The organism is Fontivita pretiosa (assembly GCF_050410795.1).
Classification (GTDB): Bacteria; Planctomycetota; Phycisphaerae; order Tepidisphaerales; family Tepidisphaeraceae; genus Fontivita; species Fontivita pretiosa.
Map to the genome: position 1 here is coordinate 3,324,280 of NZ_CP191258.1, position 16,126 is coordinate 3,340,405.

Annotated in this window: 17 protein-coding genes; 16 read left to right on the forward strand and 1 reads right to left on the reverse strand. The window is 66.0% G+C overall.

The genetic code is table 11. The annotated features are described in order from the left end of the window. Positions 1-157 precede the first annotated feature (157 nt). From ACQS5P_RS13460 to ACQS5P_RS13470, 3 genes are all read left to right on the forward strand, one after another. Positions 158-1,300: a DNA-directed RNA polymerase subunit alpha gene (locus ACQS5P_RS13460; protein ID WP_428937134.1), complete on the forward strand. Its 1,143-nt coding sequence runs from the start codon at positions 158-160 to the stop codon at positions 1,298-1,300. Between the two features lie 108 nt (positions 1,301-1,408). Beyond that, positions 1,409-1,996, forward strand: a complete 588-nt coding sequence (gene rplQ, locus ACQS5P_RS13465; protein ID WP_428937135.1) for a 50S ribosomal protein L17 — start codon at positions 1,409-1,411, stop codon at positions 1,994-1,996. Between the two features lie 123 nt (positions 1,997-2,119). Beyond that, on the forward strand, positions 2,120-2,890 hold the full coding sequence (locus ACQS5P_RS13470; RefSeq protein WP_428937136.1) for a glycosyltransferase family 2 protein: 771 nt from the start codon (positions 2,120-2,122) through the stop codon (positions 2,888-2,890). Positions 2,891-2,928: 38 nt separating this feature from the next. Here the strand turns inward: ACQS5P_RS13470 and ACQS5P_RS13475 are convergent, their stop codons facing one another. After that, positions 2,929-4,131: a hypothetical protein gene (locus ACQS5P_RS13475; protein ID WP_428937137.1), complete on the reverse strand. Its 1,203-nt coding sequence runs from the start codon at positions 4,129-4,131 to the stop codon at positions 2,929-2,931. Between the two features lie 77 nt (positions 4,132-4,208). Between ACQS5P_RS13475 and ACQS5P_RS13480 the strand changes: the two genes are divergently transcribed. The 13 genes from ACQS5P_RS13480 (at position 4,209) to ACQS5P_RS13540 (ending at position 16,109) form a co-directional block, all read left to right on the forward strand. Further along, positions 4,209-5,216, forward strand: a complete 1,008-nt coding sequence (locus tag ACQS5P_RS13480) for a methyltransferase (protein ID WP_428937138.1) — start codon at positions 4,209-4,211, stop codon at positions 5,214-5,216. Positions 5,217-5,493: 277 nt separating this feature from the next. Beyond that, positions 5,494-6,036: an RNA polymerase sigma factor gene (locus tag ACQS5P_RS13485; RefSeq protein WP_428937139.1), complete on the forward strand. Its 543-nt coding sequence runs from the start codon at positions 5,494-5,496 to the stop codon at positions 6,034-6,036. Beyond that, complete coding sequence (locus ACQS5P_RS13490) at positions 6,033-6,533, forward strand: anti-sigma factor family protein (protein ID WP_428937140.1); 501 nt, start codon at positions 6,033-6,035, stop codon at positions 6,531-6,533. Before ACQS5P_RS13485 ends, ACQS5P_RS13490 begins: the two co-directional genes overlap by 4 nt. 25 nt (positions 6,534-6,558) lie before the next feature. Continuing rightward, complete coding sequence (locus tag ACQS5P_RS13495; protein ID WP_428937141.1) at positions 6,559-7,146, forward strand: Spy/CpxP family protein refolding chaperone; 588 nt, start codon at positions 6,559-6,561, stop codon at positions 7,144-7,146. A gap of 55 nt (positions 7,147-7,201) precedes the next feature. Next, complete coding sequence (locus ACQS5P_RS13500; RefSeq protein WP_428937142.1) at positions 7,202-7,768, forward strand: hypothetical protein; 567 nt, start codon at positions 7,202-7,204, stop codon at positions 7,766-7,768. A gap of 137 nt (positions 7,769-7,905) precedes the next feature. Then, positions 7,906-9,642, forward strand: coding sequence for a GspE/PulE family protein (locus ACQS5P_RS13505; RefSeq protein ID WP_428937143.1), 1,737 nt, complete (start codon positions 7,906-7,908; stop codon positions 9,640-9,642). 2 nt (positions 9,643-9,644) lie between these two features. Next, positions 9,645-10,895: a type II secretion system F family protein gene (locus ACQS5P_RS13510; RefSeq protein ID WP_428937144.1), complete on the forward strand. Its 1,251-nt coding sequence runs from the start codon at positions 9,645-9,647 to the stop codon at positions 10,893-10,895. Positions 10,896-10,954: 59 nt separating this feature from the next. Continuing rightward, positions 10,955-11,377 carry a type II secretion system major pseudopilin GspG gene (gene gspG / locus ACQS5P_RS13515; RefSeq protein ID WP_428937145.1) on the forward strand — a complete coding sequence of 141 codons (423 nt, stop codon included), beginning with the start codon at positions 10,955-10,957 and terminating at the stop codon, positions 11,375-11,377. A gap of 5 nt (positions 11,378-11,382) precedes the next feature. Beyond that, positions 11,383-11,961, forward strand: a complete 579-nt coding sequence (locus tag ACQS5P_RS13520) for a pilus assembly FimT family protein (protein ID WP_428937146.1) — start codon at positions 11,383-11,385, stop codon at positions 11,959-11,961. Further along, a complete protein-coding gene (locus tag ACQS5P_RS13525) occupies positions 11,958-12,443 on the forward strand; it encodes a type IV pilus modification PilV family protein (RefSeq protein ID WP_428937147.1) in 486 nt (161 codons plus the stop codon). Before ACQS5P_RS13520 ends, ACQS5P_RS13525 begins: the two co-directional genes overlap by 4 nt. Positions 12,444-12,586: 143 nt before the next feature. Then, positions 12,587-13,201, forward strand: coding sequence for a type II secretion system protein GspJ (locus ACQS5P_RS13530; RefSeq protein ID WP_428937148.1), 615 nt, complete (start codon positions 12,587-12,589; stop codon positions 13,199-13,201). Then, entirely contained in the window at positions 13,198-14,628 is a 1,431-nt protein-coding gene (locus ACQS5P_RS13535; RefSeq protein WP_428937149.1) for a general secretion pathway protein GspK, read from the forward strand. The genes ACQS5P_RS13530 and ACQS5P_RS13535 overlap by 4 nt, the downstream gene beginning before the upstream one ends. Next, positions 14,625-16,109 (forward strand): hypothetical protein, encoded by a 1,485-nt coding sequence (locus ACQS5P_RS13540; protein ID WP_428937150.1) that lies wholly within the window; start codon positions 14,625-14,627, stop codon positions 16,107-16,109. The genes ACQS5P_RS13535 and ACQS5P_RS13540 overlap by 4 nt, the downstream gene beginning before the upstream one ends. The last annotated feature ends 17 nt before the right edge of the window (positions 16,110-16,126 follow it).

The window sequence follows — 16,126 nt, forward strand, 5'->3', positions numbered from 1 at the left end:
GGGCAAGCGTGCCTGGTCTTGAATCGCGAATCAAAGTACAGGAATCAGAATTCAGCAAACGAACGCGTCTGTGTGACGAGGTGGGCGTACAGATGGTCCCGAACGGTCGGGACGGGAACTGCCCGCAATTCACCTGACGCACCAGGGAGCAACAGCTATGAGAATTCGTTGGCGAGGACTGGAGCTGCCTTCACGGGTCATCCGCGACGAGCAGGTTTCGACCGACACCTACGGCAAGTTCACCGCCGAGCCGTTCGAACGCGGCTTCGGCACGACCGTGGGCAACAGCCTGCGGCGGATCCTGCTTTCATCGCTGGAAGGCGCGGCCGTCACCCATGTCCGCATCCGCGGCGCCGAGCATGAGTTTTCCAGCCTGACCGGCGTGATGGAGGATGTCACCGACATCATCCTCAACGTCAAGGGTCTGATCGTGAAGCTCGACGCCGACGAGCCCAAGCAGATGAAGCTGGTGGCGAAGAAGGCCGGGCCGGTCACCGCCGCCATGATCGAGCCGGACCCGGCGATCACGGTGATCAACAAGGACAAGGTCATCGCCACGCTTACCGAAGATGTGCCTTTTGAAATGACGATGACGGTCGGCAAGGGGCGTGGCTACGTCACCGCCGCCGAGAACATCACCGACACCGAGCAGCAGGAGATCGGACTGATCGCGGTGGACTCGATCTACTCGCCGGTGACGCGCGTCCGCTACAGCACCGAGGGCGCGCGCGTCGGACAGAAGACCGACTACGACCGACTCATCCTGGAGATCTGGACCAACGGGACGATCTCCCCGGAGATGGCGCTGGTGGAGGCGGCCAAGATCCTCCGCAAGCACCTCAACCCGTTTGTGCAGTACTTCGAGCTGGGCAGCGAGACGGCCAGCGACGAGGCGATTGCCGGGCTTCGGGAAGCCACCCGCGCCACCATCGATCCGGACCTGGAGCAGAAGCTGAACATGTCGATCCAGGAGCTGGATCTGTCGGTGCGGGCCAACAACTGCCTGGAAAGCGCCAAAATCCAGACCGTGCGCGATCTGGTGAAGAAGACGGATGCGGATCTGCTGAAGGTCCGAAGTTTCGGCAAGACCAGTCTGCGCGAGGTGAAGCGTCGGCTGGCCGACATGGGGTTGAGCCTGGGCATGGACCTGGACACGCCGATGGCTTCCCCGGCGGCGGCGACGGCGGGTGCGACCGGCAGCGAGCCGCAGTCGGCCGGGACCGAATTGGGATCTCAGGGTCAGGGTGGCGACGGCTCGCCGCAGTCCCACGCCGGCACAGGCGCTGTAACCAGCCAGTGATCCGCCGCGCCGCAGTTTGCCGGATCCGCCAGGGGTCCGGCGCGATTGGCGATCTCCGGTCCGGTGCAGCCCAACTGCTGGTTGGAGATCGCAGATGAGGATTCAGACATGAGCAGACACTTGGTTCGCGGCCGACAGCTCAGCCGCGACACGGAACATCGTAAGGCGCTTCGCCGAAACCTGGTTCAGAGCCTGTTCGAAAACGGCAAGGTTCGCACGACTCTTCCCAAGGCCAAGGAGGTCAAGGCGTTTGCCGAAAAGCTGATCACGCTGGCCAAGGTCGGAGATCTGAACGCGCGACGTCGGGTGATTGCGGCGCTTCAGGACCGCCGGCTGGTCGATGCCAATCAGGATTTCACCGGACAGACGGTGGTTCAGAAGCTGTTCAGCGAGATCGCTCCGAAGTTCCGCGACCGCAACGGCGGGTACACGCGAATCATCAAGACGGCCAACTACCGCATCGGCGACGGCGGCGGGCTGGTGATTCTCCAGTTGCTGACCGAGGAGTCTGCGCCGCAGGGCACGGCCAGGCGAAGCGCCGGGCTGCGGCGAAAGCGCTACGAGCGGCGTCATCAGTTCGCCAGCCGCGTCCTCAAGGCGCGCACGGACAAATCCACCCAGACGCAGCAGTCCCCGGAGCCGCAACAGCAGCCCGAACAGCCGCAGGAACCCGGACAAGCGTCCCCGCAGGCTTAGATCCGCCGAAAGCAGCAGGAAAAGACTCCCGACCCCTTAAATTAAGGGGTCGGGAGTCTTTTTGCCTGCGGACAGGTATTTTGCCATCGGCGGGCCAGTCGCTAACATCCCCGGCAAGCGCCTATGTCCCAACTGCCGAGCGAAACGACGCCGACCCGGCCCGACGCGCCGACGTCGCCACCGCGAAAGCTTTCCGTCGTCATTCCGGTCTACAACGAAGCCAGGACCATCCACGAGCTGATCGGCCTGGTCGTCCGCGCCGCTCTGCCCCCGGGCATGACCCGCCAGATCATCTGCATCGACGACTGCTCCACCGACGGCACCGCCGAAAAGCTCGACCAGTTGCCGCAGCTTTTTCCCGGCGTGGAGTTCACGATCCTTCACAAGCCCGTCAACCAGGGCAAGGGCGCGGCGCTGCGCGATGGCTTTAAGCATGCGAGCGGCGACGTCGTGCTCATCCAGGATGCAGATCTGGAATACGACCCGGCGGACTACATGAAACTGCTCCAGCCGATTGTCGATGGCAAGGCCGACGTGGTGTATGGCTCTCGCTTCATCGGCGAGCCGCACCGGGTGCTGTATTTCTGGCATACGGTGGGCAACAAGCTGCTGACCAACTTCAGCAACATGTTCACCAACCTGAACCTGACCGACATGGAAGTCTGCTACAAGGTCTTCCGCAAGCCAATCCTGGATCGCATCACGATCAAGTGCAACCGATTCGGCTTCGAGCCGGAGATCACCGCCAAGATCGCGCGCATGCGCCCGCGGCTGCGGATCTACGAGGTCGGAGTCGCCTACTACGGACGCAGCTACGAAGAAGGAAAGAAGATCACCTGGAAAGACGGGATCAAGGCGATTCTGGCGATTCTGCGGTTCAGTTTCGCCGACTAGCGCATCGGCGTCCCGGGCGCTGCATCGAGCCTGCTGCATCAGTTTTCCGACGCCAGATGTTTGTGGAAGAACGCATAGATCTCCGCCAGCGTCTGCGGATCGGTGCTGACGCGATGCCCGCGTCCGTCGGCGTCCTCGCGATAGACGTGCTCGATACCCAGTTGCCGCAATCGCCGCGCGAGTTTGGCCAGCCCGTCACGATATTCCGCGGACTCGGTGTTGCTCGTGTTCAGGAACATCGGGGCCACACGTTTGACGGCCGGATCCTTCGGATCGGCTGGCAGGTAGTGCACCGCGCCGTGCATCGCCCAGGTCAGTGAGTTTTGCTGGCGCGGTCCCCAGGCCTTTTCAAAGCGCGTGAGCATCGGGTCCTCAGCCAGCAGGTCCAGGTAGTCGTATCGATTGCCGTGAACCAGAGCGGCATCGACCTGCCCGCGACAGGCCAGGATCGCCGCGAACGGCCCGCCGCGCGAAAAGCCGATGGCGCCGATCCTGCCGCTGAGGCCCAGCTCATCGCTCATCACGCGCAGCGTCCTGACCGCCGCCTCCATCCTCTCGATGCACTGCGGCATGGGGTCGTCCAGGCCTTTGTACGGAGGCCGGACGGGATGATCCACCATCGCCGCCGCGAACCCCGCCGCCTGCGCGCCTTCCAGCAGTGTGTCCCGGCAGTACAGCAGCGAGTACGCGCCCATCCGGTTCACGTTGTCACAGGTGATTTCCATCAGCACCGGCACGCGCCTGGCCGGCCGGGATGGGTAAATGATGTCCATCCCCAGCACACGATCCCCATCCCGGGCAAATTCCACGTCGCGACGCAGCCGAAAGCCCTCCATCAGGATGAACAGCCGGTTGACATCGATGTTGTATCCGGCCAGCAGTGTCCGGTCCTTGCCGGCAATGTTCTCTCGCAGCTTGAGCAGATCGGCATTGAGCGCCGGGCAGCGCGCCATGGAGTGATTGGCATAGTCCAGCACCAGCACGAGGTGTCCGGACTCGACAAGATCAGCGATGATGGAAGCATCCGGCTCGGTCCCGAGCCTTGGGATCGACAGATTCTTCAGGTACACGACCACTGCCACCGGCGAGGAAGCATCGGCCGGGGTGTGCACAGAACCAATCAGGTCCTGTTCCGTGGCGCGGCTGGTCCAGTTCAGTGTTTGCGCCGCCTTCGGTTCAGCGGCGGCGGACACGCTGCCCAGCAGCAACCCCACAAGCGCCACGCAGGACGCGACTCTCATTCGTGCAAGGCTATCACCGGCCGTTACGTTGTACAATGCGATCCCGTGTGGTGCGATGACTGCTTGGGAGGCATGGCATGGACAACTCAACAGGTGGCGAATGGACCGCCGAACGAGTCAACGAGCTTTCACGGGCGTATCAGGCGTCGAGTATCCTGGCGGCGGCGGCGGAACTGGAGCTGTTCGGGAAGCTGGCGTCGGGCCCGTTCACGGCGGGCGAGGCATCGGCCAGGCTCGGCGCTGATCCGCGCGCCATCACCATCCTGCTGGATGCGCTGGTGGCGGTGCAACTGCTGGAAAAGGACGGCCAGCAGTATCGCGTGCCGGCGGGGGTGGCGCGGCTGCTGGACGGCGCCACGCCGGGCAACCAGCTTGCCATGGCGCAGCATCAGGCCAATTGCCTGCGCCGCTGGGCGCAGTTGGCGCGTGTCGTGAAGACCGGTCGCCCGCCTGCCCGGCAGCCAAGCATTCGCGGCGAACAGGCCGACTACGCCGCGTTCATCGAAGCAATGGACAATGTCTCGGGTCCGGTGGCCGACAAGATCGTCCAGCAGCTTCAGCCGCTGCACTTCGAGCAGTTGCTGGACGTGGGCGGGGGGTCGGGAACCTGGACGGTGGCCCTGCTGCGCGCCAATCCCGCCGCCCGCGCGATCATCTTTGATCTTCCCCAGGTCATGCCTCAGGCCCGGCAGCGCATCGCCAGCGCGGGACTGGCCGACCGCGTCATGCTGGTGAGCGGCGACTTCTACACCGATCCGCTGCCGGGCGGAGTGGATCTGGCCTGGGTCAGCGCCATCGTTCACCAGAACTCGCGTCAGCAGAACCGCCGGCTGTTCGCATCCGTGTTTTCGTCGCTGCGACCCGGGGGACAGATTCTGATCCGTGACATCCTGATGGATGCGTCGCGCACTTCGCCTGTGGCCGGTGCGCTGTTTGCCGTCAACATGCTCGTGGCCACCGATCAGGGCGGCACGTTCACCTTCGAGGAGCTGCGCGACGACCTGACCCAGGCCGGTTTCACCGATGTGCTGGTGCGTCGTCGGGATCCGGGGATGAACTCCGTGGTGGCGGCGCGCAAGCCGTGAGGGGTTTGGGGGAAACTGCGCCGGCGATCCGTGCGTTCCGAGGCGGCAGGCCGACCCCCGCCACAGCCTTTTTATGCGCCGCACGCACTGCGGTACAGTGTGCTGGCTTACAGGACCTGCTTGCCGCGCAGCGCCGGACGATGGCTTTCCCGAGGATGCAGGGAAGAAACCCGCGGCCAATGGCAACAGTACGGACGAGATGGCCTCGCGGGCAGCAGCGTCGGGAGCATCCGCGTCGAGGTCCGGCCAGGTGAGGCACGAGGTCTGGATGCCGACGATGCCGACGATGCCGATCCCCACCGACGCCGAATTGCTGGCTCGCACCGCCGCCGGAGATCAGCAGGCGTTCCGCGAGCTGGTCGATCGCCACGGGCGATACCTGTACGGCGTGGCGCACTCGCTGTGCGACAACCCCGCCGACGCCGAAGACCTGGTCCAGGAGACGCTCGTGGCGGCGCTGAACGGCAGCTTCCGCGGGCACTCGTCGGTCAGGACCTGGCTGGTGGGGATTCTGGTCCATCAGGCGGCGATGCTGCGGCGCTCGGCCAGACGACGGCGCACGCAGCCGCTGCAACCCGACGCCCAGCACCTGGGGAATTCGGGCAGTGTCGCCAGCGTGGTGGATGCGCGGGTGGATTTGTCGGTGATGCTCGCGGAACTGTCGCCGGAACATCGACAGGTCATCATCCTTCGCGAGCTGGAAGGCATGAGCTACGAGCAGATGGCCGAGGCGCTGGGTGTGCCGCGAGGCACGATCGAGTCGCGGCTGCATCGGGCGCGCGAACAGTTGCGAAAACGGTTCAGGGAATATCAGCCATGATGTGCGATCAGACCAGCCGAATTCACGCATACCACGACGGCGAGTTGTCCGCCGAGCAGCGGGTGGCGGTCGAATCGCACCTGGCCGACTGCCCGCAGTGCCGGGCGCTTCTGGAGGAGCTACGGGAGATCAGCCGGGTATTGGCGACGGCGCCAATGCGTGAGATGCCCCAGCGGGCGATGAGCCGCATGTACGGAAGCTGGCACAAGGCCATCGCGGTCCGCGCCGCACAGCAACGCGAGCGGAGCGTAAGGCGACTGGCGGAGTGGCTGACGGCTGCGGCAGCGGCGGTGCTGGCGGTGGCGGTGCTGCACTCCCGAACCCACCCGTCCGATGTCCTGGGCCCGAGCAATGCCCGAAACGGCGCATCGGCCGATGAGCCGATCCCGCTGGTGGCCATGCTCCCCCCCGCCGAGGAGGCCAGCTCTGAAATGATTCTGGCGCAGTTCATGGCCAACGACCTGTCGGCGGCGGAGCGCGCCGCCGAACGACATTGAGCCGCACGCAGCGGCGAGAGTTCTCATGACCACGAAGCTGATCGTGACAGCAGGATTCCTGGTGGCGTTTGCGGCCGGTCTGGTGACCGGGCTTCAGACGCGCCGGGATGTTGTGCCCGCGGGGCCGGGCCCGACCACCCAGCCCCGCGAGCACTCCCGCCGCGGGCCGGGAATGATCGAAGAGGCTCTGGGGCTGAGCAGCGAACAGCGCGAGAAGATGAAACAGATCTGGTCGGATTTTGCGCGTCATGGTCGCGAGGAGCAATCCAGGCTTCGCGCGCAGTACCGCAAGGAACGCGACGACGCGATCGCGGCGCTGATTCGCCCGGAGGACATGGCCGCCTACGACCAGATCCTGCGGGACTATAACGCGAAGATCGAGGCGTTGGAGCAGGAATCCCGCCGGGCGTTCGAGGAGCGGGTGCGATTGACCAACCAGATCCTCACGCCCGAGCAGCGGACCAAGTATGCGGAGCTGAGAAAGCGATGGGACCGTGGTCCGGGTAGTGCGGGCGGACCGCGCGGGCGGGGGGATCGGGATCGAAGCGAAGAAAAAGACAATCAGCGATGGATCGGTGAGCGCGCGACCACCGAACCGTCGCCGCAACCGTGATTCGCCGTCGCGCAAGTCACCACAGATTCCCTCGATGGGGAAAGAGAGTACAGCCATGTTGGGACGGATCGGACGCAGATCGTTTGTGGCGGTGTTGCTGGGCGTGGCGTTGCTGACGTGCGGGGGACTGGCCATGGCGCAGGACCAGGGCGGCCAGGGGCGAGACCGTGGCCAGGACCGCGGGGACCGCGGGGATCGCGGGGACCGCGGGGATCGTGGCCCGCGGGATCCGGCTGCCTTCCGCGAGCGCATGCTCAACAACCTGCGCGAGCAGCTCGGGGCCACGGATGAAGAGTGGCAAGTGCTTTCGCCCAAGATCGAGAAGGTGATGAACGCGCAGCGGGAGGCGCGATTCGCCGGAATGGGATTTGGCTTCGGTCGCCGCGGCGGCGGAATGGGCGGGCCTGATTCGCAAAGCGTCGTGGGCCGGGCGGCGGCGGAACTGCGCGAGCTGCTCCAGAATCCCGACGTCACCCCGGATGCCATCAACGCCAAGCTCGCCGCGCTGCGCGAGGCGCGCGCCAAGGCGCAGGCGGATCTGGCCGCGGCGCAGAAGGAGCTGAAGGAGCTGCTCACCCCGCGCCAGGAAGCGACGCTGGTGCTGTTCGGGATGCTTGAGTAACAGTCGGATCGGCAGTCGCAGGGTGGGCACATCGCCCGCCCTGCGGCTGCGCGCGGCAGCGTCTTGTGCGGGCGCCATGCCCACCCGCGGCCCGTGCGGGGGTGGGCATGGCCCGGCCTTCGGTTCGGGAACTGGCGATGGACAGCGTGATCATCGAGTACATGCGGGATCAGGGTCTGCTCAGCGAGGCCGCGGCCCAGCGCGCCCGCGCGCTGCTGGCCGAGGGAAAGCCCCTGGAAGAAGCGATCCTGGCCGCCGACGGCATGTCGGAGGAGGCGATGCTGCGCGCTCTGGCGCGGGCGCTGGATCTGCCCTATGCCGATCTGGAGCGCAATCCGCCGGCCAGGGATTTTCTGGCCAGGTTTCCCGCGCGGCTGCTGCTGCGGTATCACCTGCTGCCGCTGGAAGAGCGAAACGGCATGACGGTGGTGGCGACCAGCCGGCTGAGCGATACGACGGGGATCGACGAACTGAGGCTGGCGTGCGATCGGGAGTTTACTCTGGCGCTGGCGCCACATGCGGAGATTGATCGATGCCTCAAGCAACTGCTGGGGGTCGGCGCCGACACGCTTCAGACGCTGGACGCGGCGGCGGGCGAGCTGCAGGTCATCGACATCGACAAGGATGAGGACCTGGATCTGACCAACGCGGCGCAGGATGCGTCGATCATCCGGTTCGTGAACCAGATTCTCACCGAGGCCGTCGAGGCACGCGCAACCGACGTGCACATCGAACCGTTCGAGGATCAGCTTCGCCTGCGGTATCGCATCGACGGCGTGCTCCAGGAGGCCAGCGTGCCGCCGAACGTGCGGCGGTTCCATGCGGCGATCGTGTCGCGACTGAAGATTCTCAGTCATCTGGACATTGCCGAAAAGCGGCTGCCGCAGGACGGGCGTATCAAGCTGAAGATTTCCGGGCGCGAGATCGACGTGCGAGTGTCGATCATACCGATGATCCACGGCGAGGCGGTGGTGCTGCGGCTGCTGATGCGCAATGACGCGGTGCTGGGCACGCAGCATCTGGGCATGTCGCAACGCGACCGCGAACAGTTCGACCGGATCCTGGACATGCCCCACGGGATCGTGCTGGTGACCGGGCCGACGGGTTCGGGCAAGACCACCACGCTCTACGCGGCGTTGTCGATGATCAACGACACCGAGCGCAAAATCATCACCATCGAGGATCCGGTGGAGTATCAGCTCAAGGGGGTCAACCAGATTCAGGTGAACACCAAGGCGGGATTGACGTTCGCGACCGGACTGCGGGCGATTCTGCGTCATGACCCGGACGTGGTGCTGGTCGGGGAAATCCGCGACCGCGAGACCGCCGAAATCGCCGTGCAGGCCTCGCTGACCGGACATCTGGTCTTCAGCACGCTTCACACCAACGACGCTCCCGGGGCGGCGACGCGGCTGATCGACATGGGTGTGGAGCCGTATCTGGTGGCCTCGTCGCTGGAGGTCGTGGTGGCGCAGCGACTGGTGCGGCTGATCTGCCCGCAGTGCAAACATCAGGTGGATGAATCGGAAGTCAAGCTTCTGCGGGAGGAGTTCGGGGAGCTGGTGCCGCCGGTGCTGTATCGCGGCAGCGGATGCCGCAACTGCCAGGGGACCGGCTATCGCGGGCGACAGGGGATTTTCGAGATGATGGCGGTGAGCGATGAGATCCGCTCGCTGATTCTGCATCGCGCGCCGGCGCACGAGCTGCGAAAGGTGGCGGTCAGGCAGGGGATGCGCAGCCTGCGTGAGGACGGCTGGCGCGTCGTGCGCGAGGGTCGCACGACGGTGGAAGAGGTGATGCGCAACACCAAGGACGAACAGGCGGAACAGGGGTTCTGGGGTGCTGAGGCGGCGGCGGTGGCGGAGGTGCGTTGACGATGGCGGTCTTCGCTTACACAGCGCTGGACAGGCAGGGCAGGCAGACCAGCGGGACGATCCCCGCCGACAGCCGCGCCGCGGCCATGGACCAGGTCCTGGCCCAGGGGCTTTCGCCGATTACGCTGGAAGAGAAGGCTTCGGGGAATGGCCATGCCGCGGCGGGGGGGGCGATGCGCGGGCTGCTGGGCCTGCACCGAAGCGCGCCGCCGACGCGAGTGCCGCAGTCGGCGGTCGAGGCGTTCACCCGGGAACTGGCGAATCTGCTGTCGGCCGGGCTGCCGCTCTCGCGGGCGCTGCATCTGCTGGCACGCGAAGCCTCCCATCCGGCGGCCAGAAATGTCTGGTCGCGCGTGCATGATGACGTGGTGAGCGGCACATCCCTGGCCGACGCGCTGGGCAAGTGGCCCAGGGCGTTTTCGGCGGTGTACGTCGCGATGGTCCGCGCCGGCGAGGCCGGGGGGTTCCTCCACGTCGTGCTTCAGCAGATCGCCGACTTCCGCGCACGCGAACAGGAACTGAAGGGAAAGGTCAAGGCCGCCATGGTCTACCCGGCGGTGCTGGGGTGTCTGGCGATCGTGGTGCTGGTGTTTCTGCTGACCTTCTTCATCCCGAGGTTTTCAGGGATTTTCCAGGAGTTCGGCGGGCAGCTTCCGTGGCTCACCCAGCTCATCATCGCCCTGAGCGGGTGGATGACCCGATATGGGCCGATCATCGGGATTGCGGTGGGGATGGGGCTGGTGGGGCTGCGACGGGCGATGACGACCGATTCGGGGCGGCGGTTTCTGGAGCGGGCGGTGCTGCACACGCCGCTGGCCGGCACCGTCGCGGCGCGGTTCGCGCTGGTGCGGTTCTGCCGCATGCTCGGCACGCTCGTGGGCGCGGGCGTGCCGCTGGTCAGCTCCCTGCGCGTGGCACGCGAGGCGCTGGGCAACCAGACGCTGGCCGACACCGTCAATCACGCGATCGAACAGGTGCAGCGCGGGCAGGCGCTCAGCCGCAGTCTGGCGGGCAACCCGCTGCTGTTTCCCGCATCGGTCATCGAGATGATCGCCGTCGCCGAGGAAACCGGGCGGCTGGACAAGGAACTGGTGCGACTGGCCGGCGCCTACGAGCTGGATCTGGACCGGCATCTGCGAATGCTGGTGGCGCTGGTGGAGCCGGCGATGCTGTTCATCATGGCCGGGCTGATCGGCACCGTGGTCGTCGGCATGCTGCTGCCGGTGTTCACGTTGCAGGACCTGATCAAGTGAGCAAACAGCACATGAGCCGCAACGTGCGATTTGACCAAGCAGTGAAAGGAACCGGATTCATGCAAACAGGCAAAAGAGCCCGCAGAAGGGGTTTCACGCTGATCGAGCTGCTGCTGGTGCTGGTGATTCTGGCGGTGCTGGCGTCGGTGGTGGTGCCGAAGTTCACCGCCCGCTCCGAGCAGGCGCGGGTGACAGCCGCCAAGACCGACATCGCGCAGCTTGAGACGGCTTTGGATGCATTCGAGGTGGACAACGGGCGATTCCCGACGACCGACGAGGGTCTTGCGGCGCTGTTGCAGGCGCCGGCGAACGTGACCAACTGGCGCGGGCCTTACATCAAGCGCGGCCTGCCGAAAGATCCCTGGGGCAACCCGTATGTGTATGTCTACCCCGGCACGCACAATCCCAACGGTTACGACCTGTACTCCTTCGGCCCAGACGGACGCGAAGGCAACGACGACATCACCAACTGGGCACAGTAAGGCCAATGCGACGTGGCGGCGGACAAACTCGATCAGCACGGCTCGGCGGATTCACGCTGCTGGAGCTGGTGTTGGTGCTGGTGATCATCGCGACAGTGATGGCGATGGCGGCACCGTCGCTGCGGGGCTTCAGTCGCGGGGCGCGCCAGCGCGACACCGCCGAGGAACTGCTGGCCATGACCCGCTGGGCGCGGACCTACGCGACGACCCAGGGCGTGGTGTGCCGGCTGAACATCGACACCGCCGCCGGCCGCTTCTGGCTGAGCGAGCAGCAGCCGGGCAGCGGACAGTTCACGCAGATCGGTTCGAGCTTCGGACGTGTGTACACGGCGCCGGCGGGCGTGCAGATCGAAGTCCTGCCGCCACGCGACGCCCTGTTGCCCGGCCGGCAGGACGCCGCGGCAATGCAGCAGACGCAGCGGATCGTCACCGCAGGCTCGACCGTGGCAATCGACTTTTATCCGACGGGCCGGACCCGGCCGGTGCGGATCAGGCTTACCGACGAGGGCCGGTATCCGATCGAGATCGAGTGCGCTTCGCCGGCGGAATTGTTTCACATCGTCAACCCGGGGGAGGCGTCATGAGCGGACAGGTGGCAAAGAGCACCCGCCGGCATCGATCGTGTGCACCGGGCCAGGGGATTCTTCCGCGTGCTTTGAGGTCTGGGGACGAGCCCCGGCGCCGGCCGCGGCAGGGGTTCACGCTGATTGAAGTTCTGGCGACGCTCGTATTGCTGGGGATTGTGCTTCCGGTGGCGATGCGGGGGTTGTCGGTGGCGCTGTCGGCGGCGTCGAAGGCGCGGCATACCGCCACCGCGTCGCAGCTCGCTGAAACGAAGCTCAACGAAATCGTGGTCGGCGGGCAGTGGAGCACGACCGTGGTCTCCGGGGATTTTGCCCCGGATTACCCGCAGTACCAGTGGACGTGCCAGACCTCGCCGCGCGACTACGGCCTGACCGAAATCGTCCTGACGGTTACCTGGATCGAGCGTGGCTCGCAGCGGTCGCTGAGCCTCTCGACCCTCGCCGCCGATCTGCAAAACGCCAACACGCTGGTGATGCCATGAACGGACAAGGCAGCACGTTGGATGCACCAGGCAGGAGCAGAGGCAGAGTCGCGCCGCGGCGGGGGTGTGTGCTTCGTCCTGCATCCCTCGCCCTTCACACTGCGGGTTTCGGCGGCTTCAGCCTTCTGGAACTGATCCTGGCGATGGGGATGGTCTCGATCCTTGCGTTGTCGCTGTACGCGAGCATGCGGATCACGTTCAAGGCGCGGGACAGCGCGCAGTCGGCGGTGGAGCCGGCACGGGCGACGGCCGTGGTGTCGGAGCTGATCGGACGAGACCTGGAAGGGGTGCTGCCGCCGACGGGCACGCTGGCCGGCCCGTTCGTGGCCGTCTCCGGCGGCACGGTGGGCGCGGAGAGCGACTACGTGCAGTTCTGCGCCATCGGAAGTGACGGACCCTGGGAGGATCGAGCGTTTCCCGAAGGCATCCGACGCATCGAGCTGTTGGTTCGCACGGACCTGAATTCGCCGGCGCTGGTTCGCCGTGTCACGCGGAATCTGCTGGCCAGCATCGCCGAGGAACCCGAAGAGGAAGTGCTGGTTCGCGGCGTGAAGTCGTTTGCGCTTCGGTACTACGACGGCACGAGCTGGTTGGACGAATGGGACTCGACATTGATCGACAACATCGCGCCTGTGGCGGTGGGCATCGATCTGGTGATCGAAATTCCCGGCGCCTGGGGCGCGGCGCCGGCGACGTATCGCATCCAGCGGATCATCCCGCTGGCTTGCGGGAGAGTGATGGAGCAAACGGACAGATGACCTGTGCCATCCAGGAAAACTCGCTGTGCCGCAGATTGAGCGGCCCCGCTGGCAGGGCCGGGTCGGGTGTGATCTGCGCACCCGGGCGACGGCGTGGCTCGGTCCTGATCGTCACGATCCTGATCGTGTTCACAGTGGCGGGCGTGGTGGTGGCGCTTTGCCGCTCGATGAGTGTGGAAGCGATCGCGGCGGCGAACCAGTCGGCCGCGGCGCAGGCGGCCTGCATCGAACGCGGTGCCGAGCAGTATGTCCTGGCGATGTTGAACGAGCTTGGCCCGGAGGTGCTGGATCTTCCGGAGCAGGACTTCGCCGCCGTGCCCGTGGGCGATGGCTGGTTCTGGGTGCTGCGCCCGCGGTACGAGGACGACTCGCTGCCGGTCTTCGGGCTGGTGGATGAAGCTTCCAAGTTGGACATCAACGCCGCCAGCGTGGACATGCTGCTGCGATTGCCTGGAATGACCGAGGATGTGGCGGCGGCGATCGTGGACTGGCGCGACGGGGATGGCAACGTCACCTCCGCCGGCGCCGAGAGCGAGTATTACCTGTCGCTGCCGCAGCCGTACGTGGCCAAGAACGAGAACTTCGAGACGGTGGAGGAGCTGCTGTTGGTTCGGGGTGTGACGATGGAGCTGCTGTGGGGCGACGGGTCGGCGCCGCCGCTGGGAAGCTATTCGTCGATGTTCGGGTCGGCCGGATCGTCATCGGGCAATCCGCGGTACACCAGCGCGCAATTGTCGCGGGGGCTTTTCGATCTGCTGACGGTCTACAGCGTGCAGCAGAACCGCAGTGCCAGCGGCAGCCAGCGAATCAACGTCACGCGCGTGTCCGACCGGGCTGAGCTGCGAAACCGCATGCGAGCGATCCTGGGCAACTCGCGGGCCAACGAAGCGGCAAGCCGCCTGGGCAACCAGCCCGTGGTGGATGTGTTCGATTTCGCCATCAAGGCCGGGCTGAGCGTGGATGAGCTGGCGCGTCTGGAGGATGCCATCACCGACACGACGGCCAATCGCATCCGGCGGATCAACGTGAACACGGCGCCGCGGGACGTGCTGCTGTGCCTGGACAACATCAGTTCCAGCGACGTCGATGCGCTGATTGCGGCGCGAAGCGCCAATCCGCCTTCGCATCAGTCGTACGCATGGGTGCTGGACGTGCTCAAGCAGAATGCGGTGGGGCTGGGTCGCTGGATCACGGGCAGTTCATCGCATTACTCGGCGGACATTGTGGCGGTCAGCGGGAATGGGCGGGCGTTCAAGCGAGTGCGCATTGTCGTGGATATCTCGCAGACCCCGCCGCGGGTGACCTATCGACGCGACCTGACGGAGCGCGGCTGGCCGATGGATCCATCGCTGCTGTCGTCGATACGTGCCGGGCAATTCGCGCGGGCGACGTTCGGTGGCGGTTTCTCAGGAGGTTTTACAAGGTGAGATTCGTCGGATCGGGCAACTTCCTCGGGATCGCGATAGGTGAGCGGAGCATGACCTGCGCCGAGGTATGCGTGCGTCGCCGCGCCGGTCAGGAGCGAGCTGCGGTGCGGCGCGCCGCGACCTTCACGCTCGGCCCCGAGCGGTCGATGGACAAACCCGAATCGCTGGGCGAGGCACTGGCGGGCTTCTTGCGGGCCAATGGCTTCGGCGCTTCGCGCGCGGTCGTCGGCGTGCCCGCCAGGTGGCTCGTCGCCGTCGAGAAGGAAGTTCCCCCCGCCGAAAGAGAGCAGCTTCATGCGATTCTGCGTCTTCAGGCCGAGCGACTGGCAATCGCCGAAAGCACCGACACGGTCTTCGACTACGTGGATGCGCCCCGGCAGCCGGACAAGCCGGGACGCGTGCTGCTGGTGGCGATGCTGCGCAAGCAGCTCGAGCGGATCGAGCAGGTGATGGAGGCGGCGGGGCTGAGGCTGATTGCAGTCACGCCGACGGCGCTGGCGCTGGCGACGATGTCGCGCCCGGAGCACTCGTCGCAGCCGTTTCGCGCGGCGCCGCTGCTGCTGCTGGGCGGGCACGGCGCCGAGCTGGTGCTGCACAATGCGCAGGGCCAGCCGCGGGCGCTGCGGCATGTGGCATTGGCGGTGGCCAACGGGCACGAATCGCCCGCGGTGGCCACGCTGGGCGCCGAGCTTCGCCGCACCGTGCTGATGGCCGGGGCCATGCCGGCTGCGACGTCCAACGGCCAGGGGCAGGGCGCGGGCGTCAACCAGATCGTGCTGTGGGATGGCCTTGGGCTGTCCGGCACGCAGATCGCCGAATTGTCCGATCGGTCCGGATTCAAAATCCAGCCTGCGGATCGTCTGCCCGCGGTGGAAGCCGACGCCACCGCCGACGGGGCTTACGCGCCGGCGGTGGCGCTGGCGTTGTGCGGGATGAAGCGGACGCTGCCGCTGGACTTTGCGCATTCGCGCCTGGCGCCGCGCCCGACCCGGCGATTCGGACGACGCGGCACCTGGGCCGCGGCAATCGGCGTGGTGGCTGTGCTGACCATCGGATTGCTCTACCAGGATCTGCGCCAGCAGCGCGCCGAGCTGGAGGCGCTGCAGAGCCGACTGTCGGAGCTGGCGCCGGACATCAAGCTGGCGGAGAACCTGCTGGACCGGATCAATTATGGCCGCGGGTACTTCGAGACGCGCCCGCCGGTGCTGGAGTGTCTGCGCGAGATCACGCAGATGTTCCGCGACGACGAGCCGATCTGGGCCACCAGCTTCACGATCCGCGAGAATCGCCGCGGCCAGCTCAGCGGCAAGGCCGCCGACTCCAGGACCCCCGCGGCGCTGGCGGACCGGATGCGGCGAAACCCGAACTTCAACGATGTGAAGGTGATGGACGTGAGCGAGACCGGCAGCGGTGACAGCCGCGGCGGCCGCGCAAGAGAGTGGGCGTTTTCGATCAGCTTTACCTATACGGCCGTGGAATGAACCGCCAGGACTGAACG

Coding starts and splice junctions, on each gene's coding strand:
- ACQS5P_RS13460 (WP_428937134.1), top strand. CDS start 158: ATGAGAATTCGTTGGCGAGGACTGGAGCTGCCTTCACGGGTCATCCGC.
- rplQ (WP_428937135.1), top strand. CDS start 1,409: ATGAGCAGACACTTGGTTCGCGGCCGACAGCTCAGCCGCGACACGGAA.
- ACQS5P_RS13470 (WP_428937136.1), top strand. CDS start 2,120: ATGTCCCAACTGCCGAGCGAAACGACGCCGACCCGGCCCGACGCGCCG.
- ACQS5P_RS13475 (WP_428937137.1), bottom strand. CDS start 4,131: ATGAGAGTCGCGTCCTGCGTGGCGCTTGTGGGGTTGCTGCTGGGCAGC.
- ACQS5P_RS13480 (WP_428937138.1), top strand. CDS start 4,209: ATGGACAACTCAACAGGTGGCGAATGGACCGCCGAACGAGTCAACGAG.
- ACQS5P_RS13485 (WP_428937139.1), top strand. CDS start 5,494: ATGCCGACGATGCCGATCCCCACCGACGCCGAATTGCTGGCTCGCACC.
- ACQS5P_RS13490 (WP_428937140.1), top strand. CDS start 6,033: ATGATGTGCGATCAGACCAGCCGAATTCACGCATACCACGACGGCGAG.
- ACQS5P_RS13495 (WP_428937141.1), top strand. CDS start 6,559: ATGACCACGAAGCTGATCGTGACAGCAGGATTCCTGGTGGCGTTTGCG.
- ACQS5P_RS13500 (WP_428937142.1), top strand. CDS start 7,202: ATGTTGGGACGGATCGGACGCAGATCGTTTGTGGCGGTGTTGCTGGGC.
- ACQS5P_RS13505 (WP_428937143.1), top strand. CDS start 7,906: ATGGACAGCGTGATCATCGAGTACATGCGGGATCAGGGTCTGCTCAGC.
- ACQS5P_RS13510 (WP_428937144.1), top strand. CDS start 9,645: ATGGCGGTCTTCGCTTACACAGCGCTGGACAGGCAGGGCAGGCAGACC.
- gspG (WP_428937145.1), top strand. CDS start 10,955: ATGCAAACAGGCAAAAGAGCCCGCAGAAGGGGTTTCACGCTGATCGAG.
- ACQS5P_RS13520 (WP_428937146.1), top strand. CDS start 11,383: ATGCGACGTGGCGGCGGACAAACTCGATCAGCACGGCTCGGCGGATTC.
- ACQS5P_RS13525 (WP_428937147.1), top strand. CDS start 11,958: ATGAGCGGACAGGTGGCAAAGAGCACCCGCCGGCATCGATCGTGTGCA.
- ACQS5P_RS13530 (WP_428937148.1), top strand. CDS start 12,587: ATGGGGATGGTCTCGATCCTTGCGTTGTCGCTGTACGCGAGCATGCGG.
- ACQS5P_RS13535 (WP_428937149.1), top strand. CDS start 13,198: ATGACCTGTGCCATCCAGGAAAACTCGCTGTGCCGCAGATTGAGCGGC.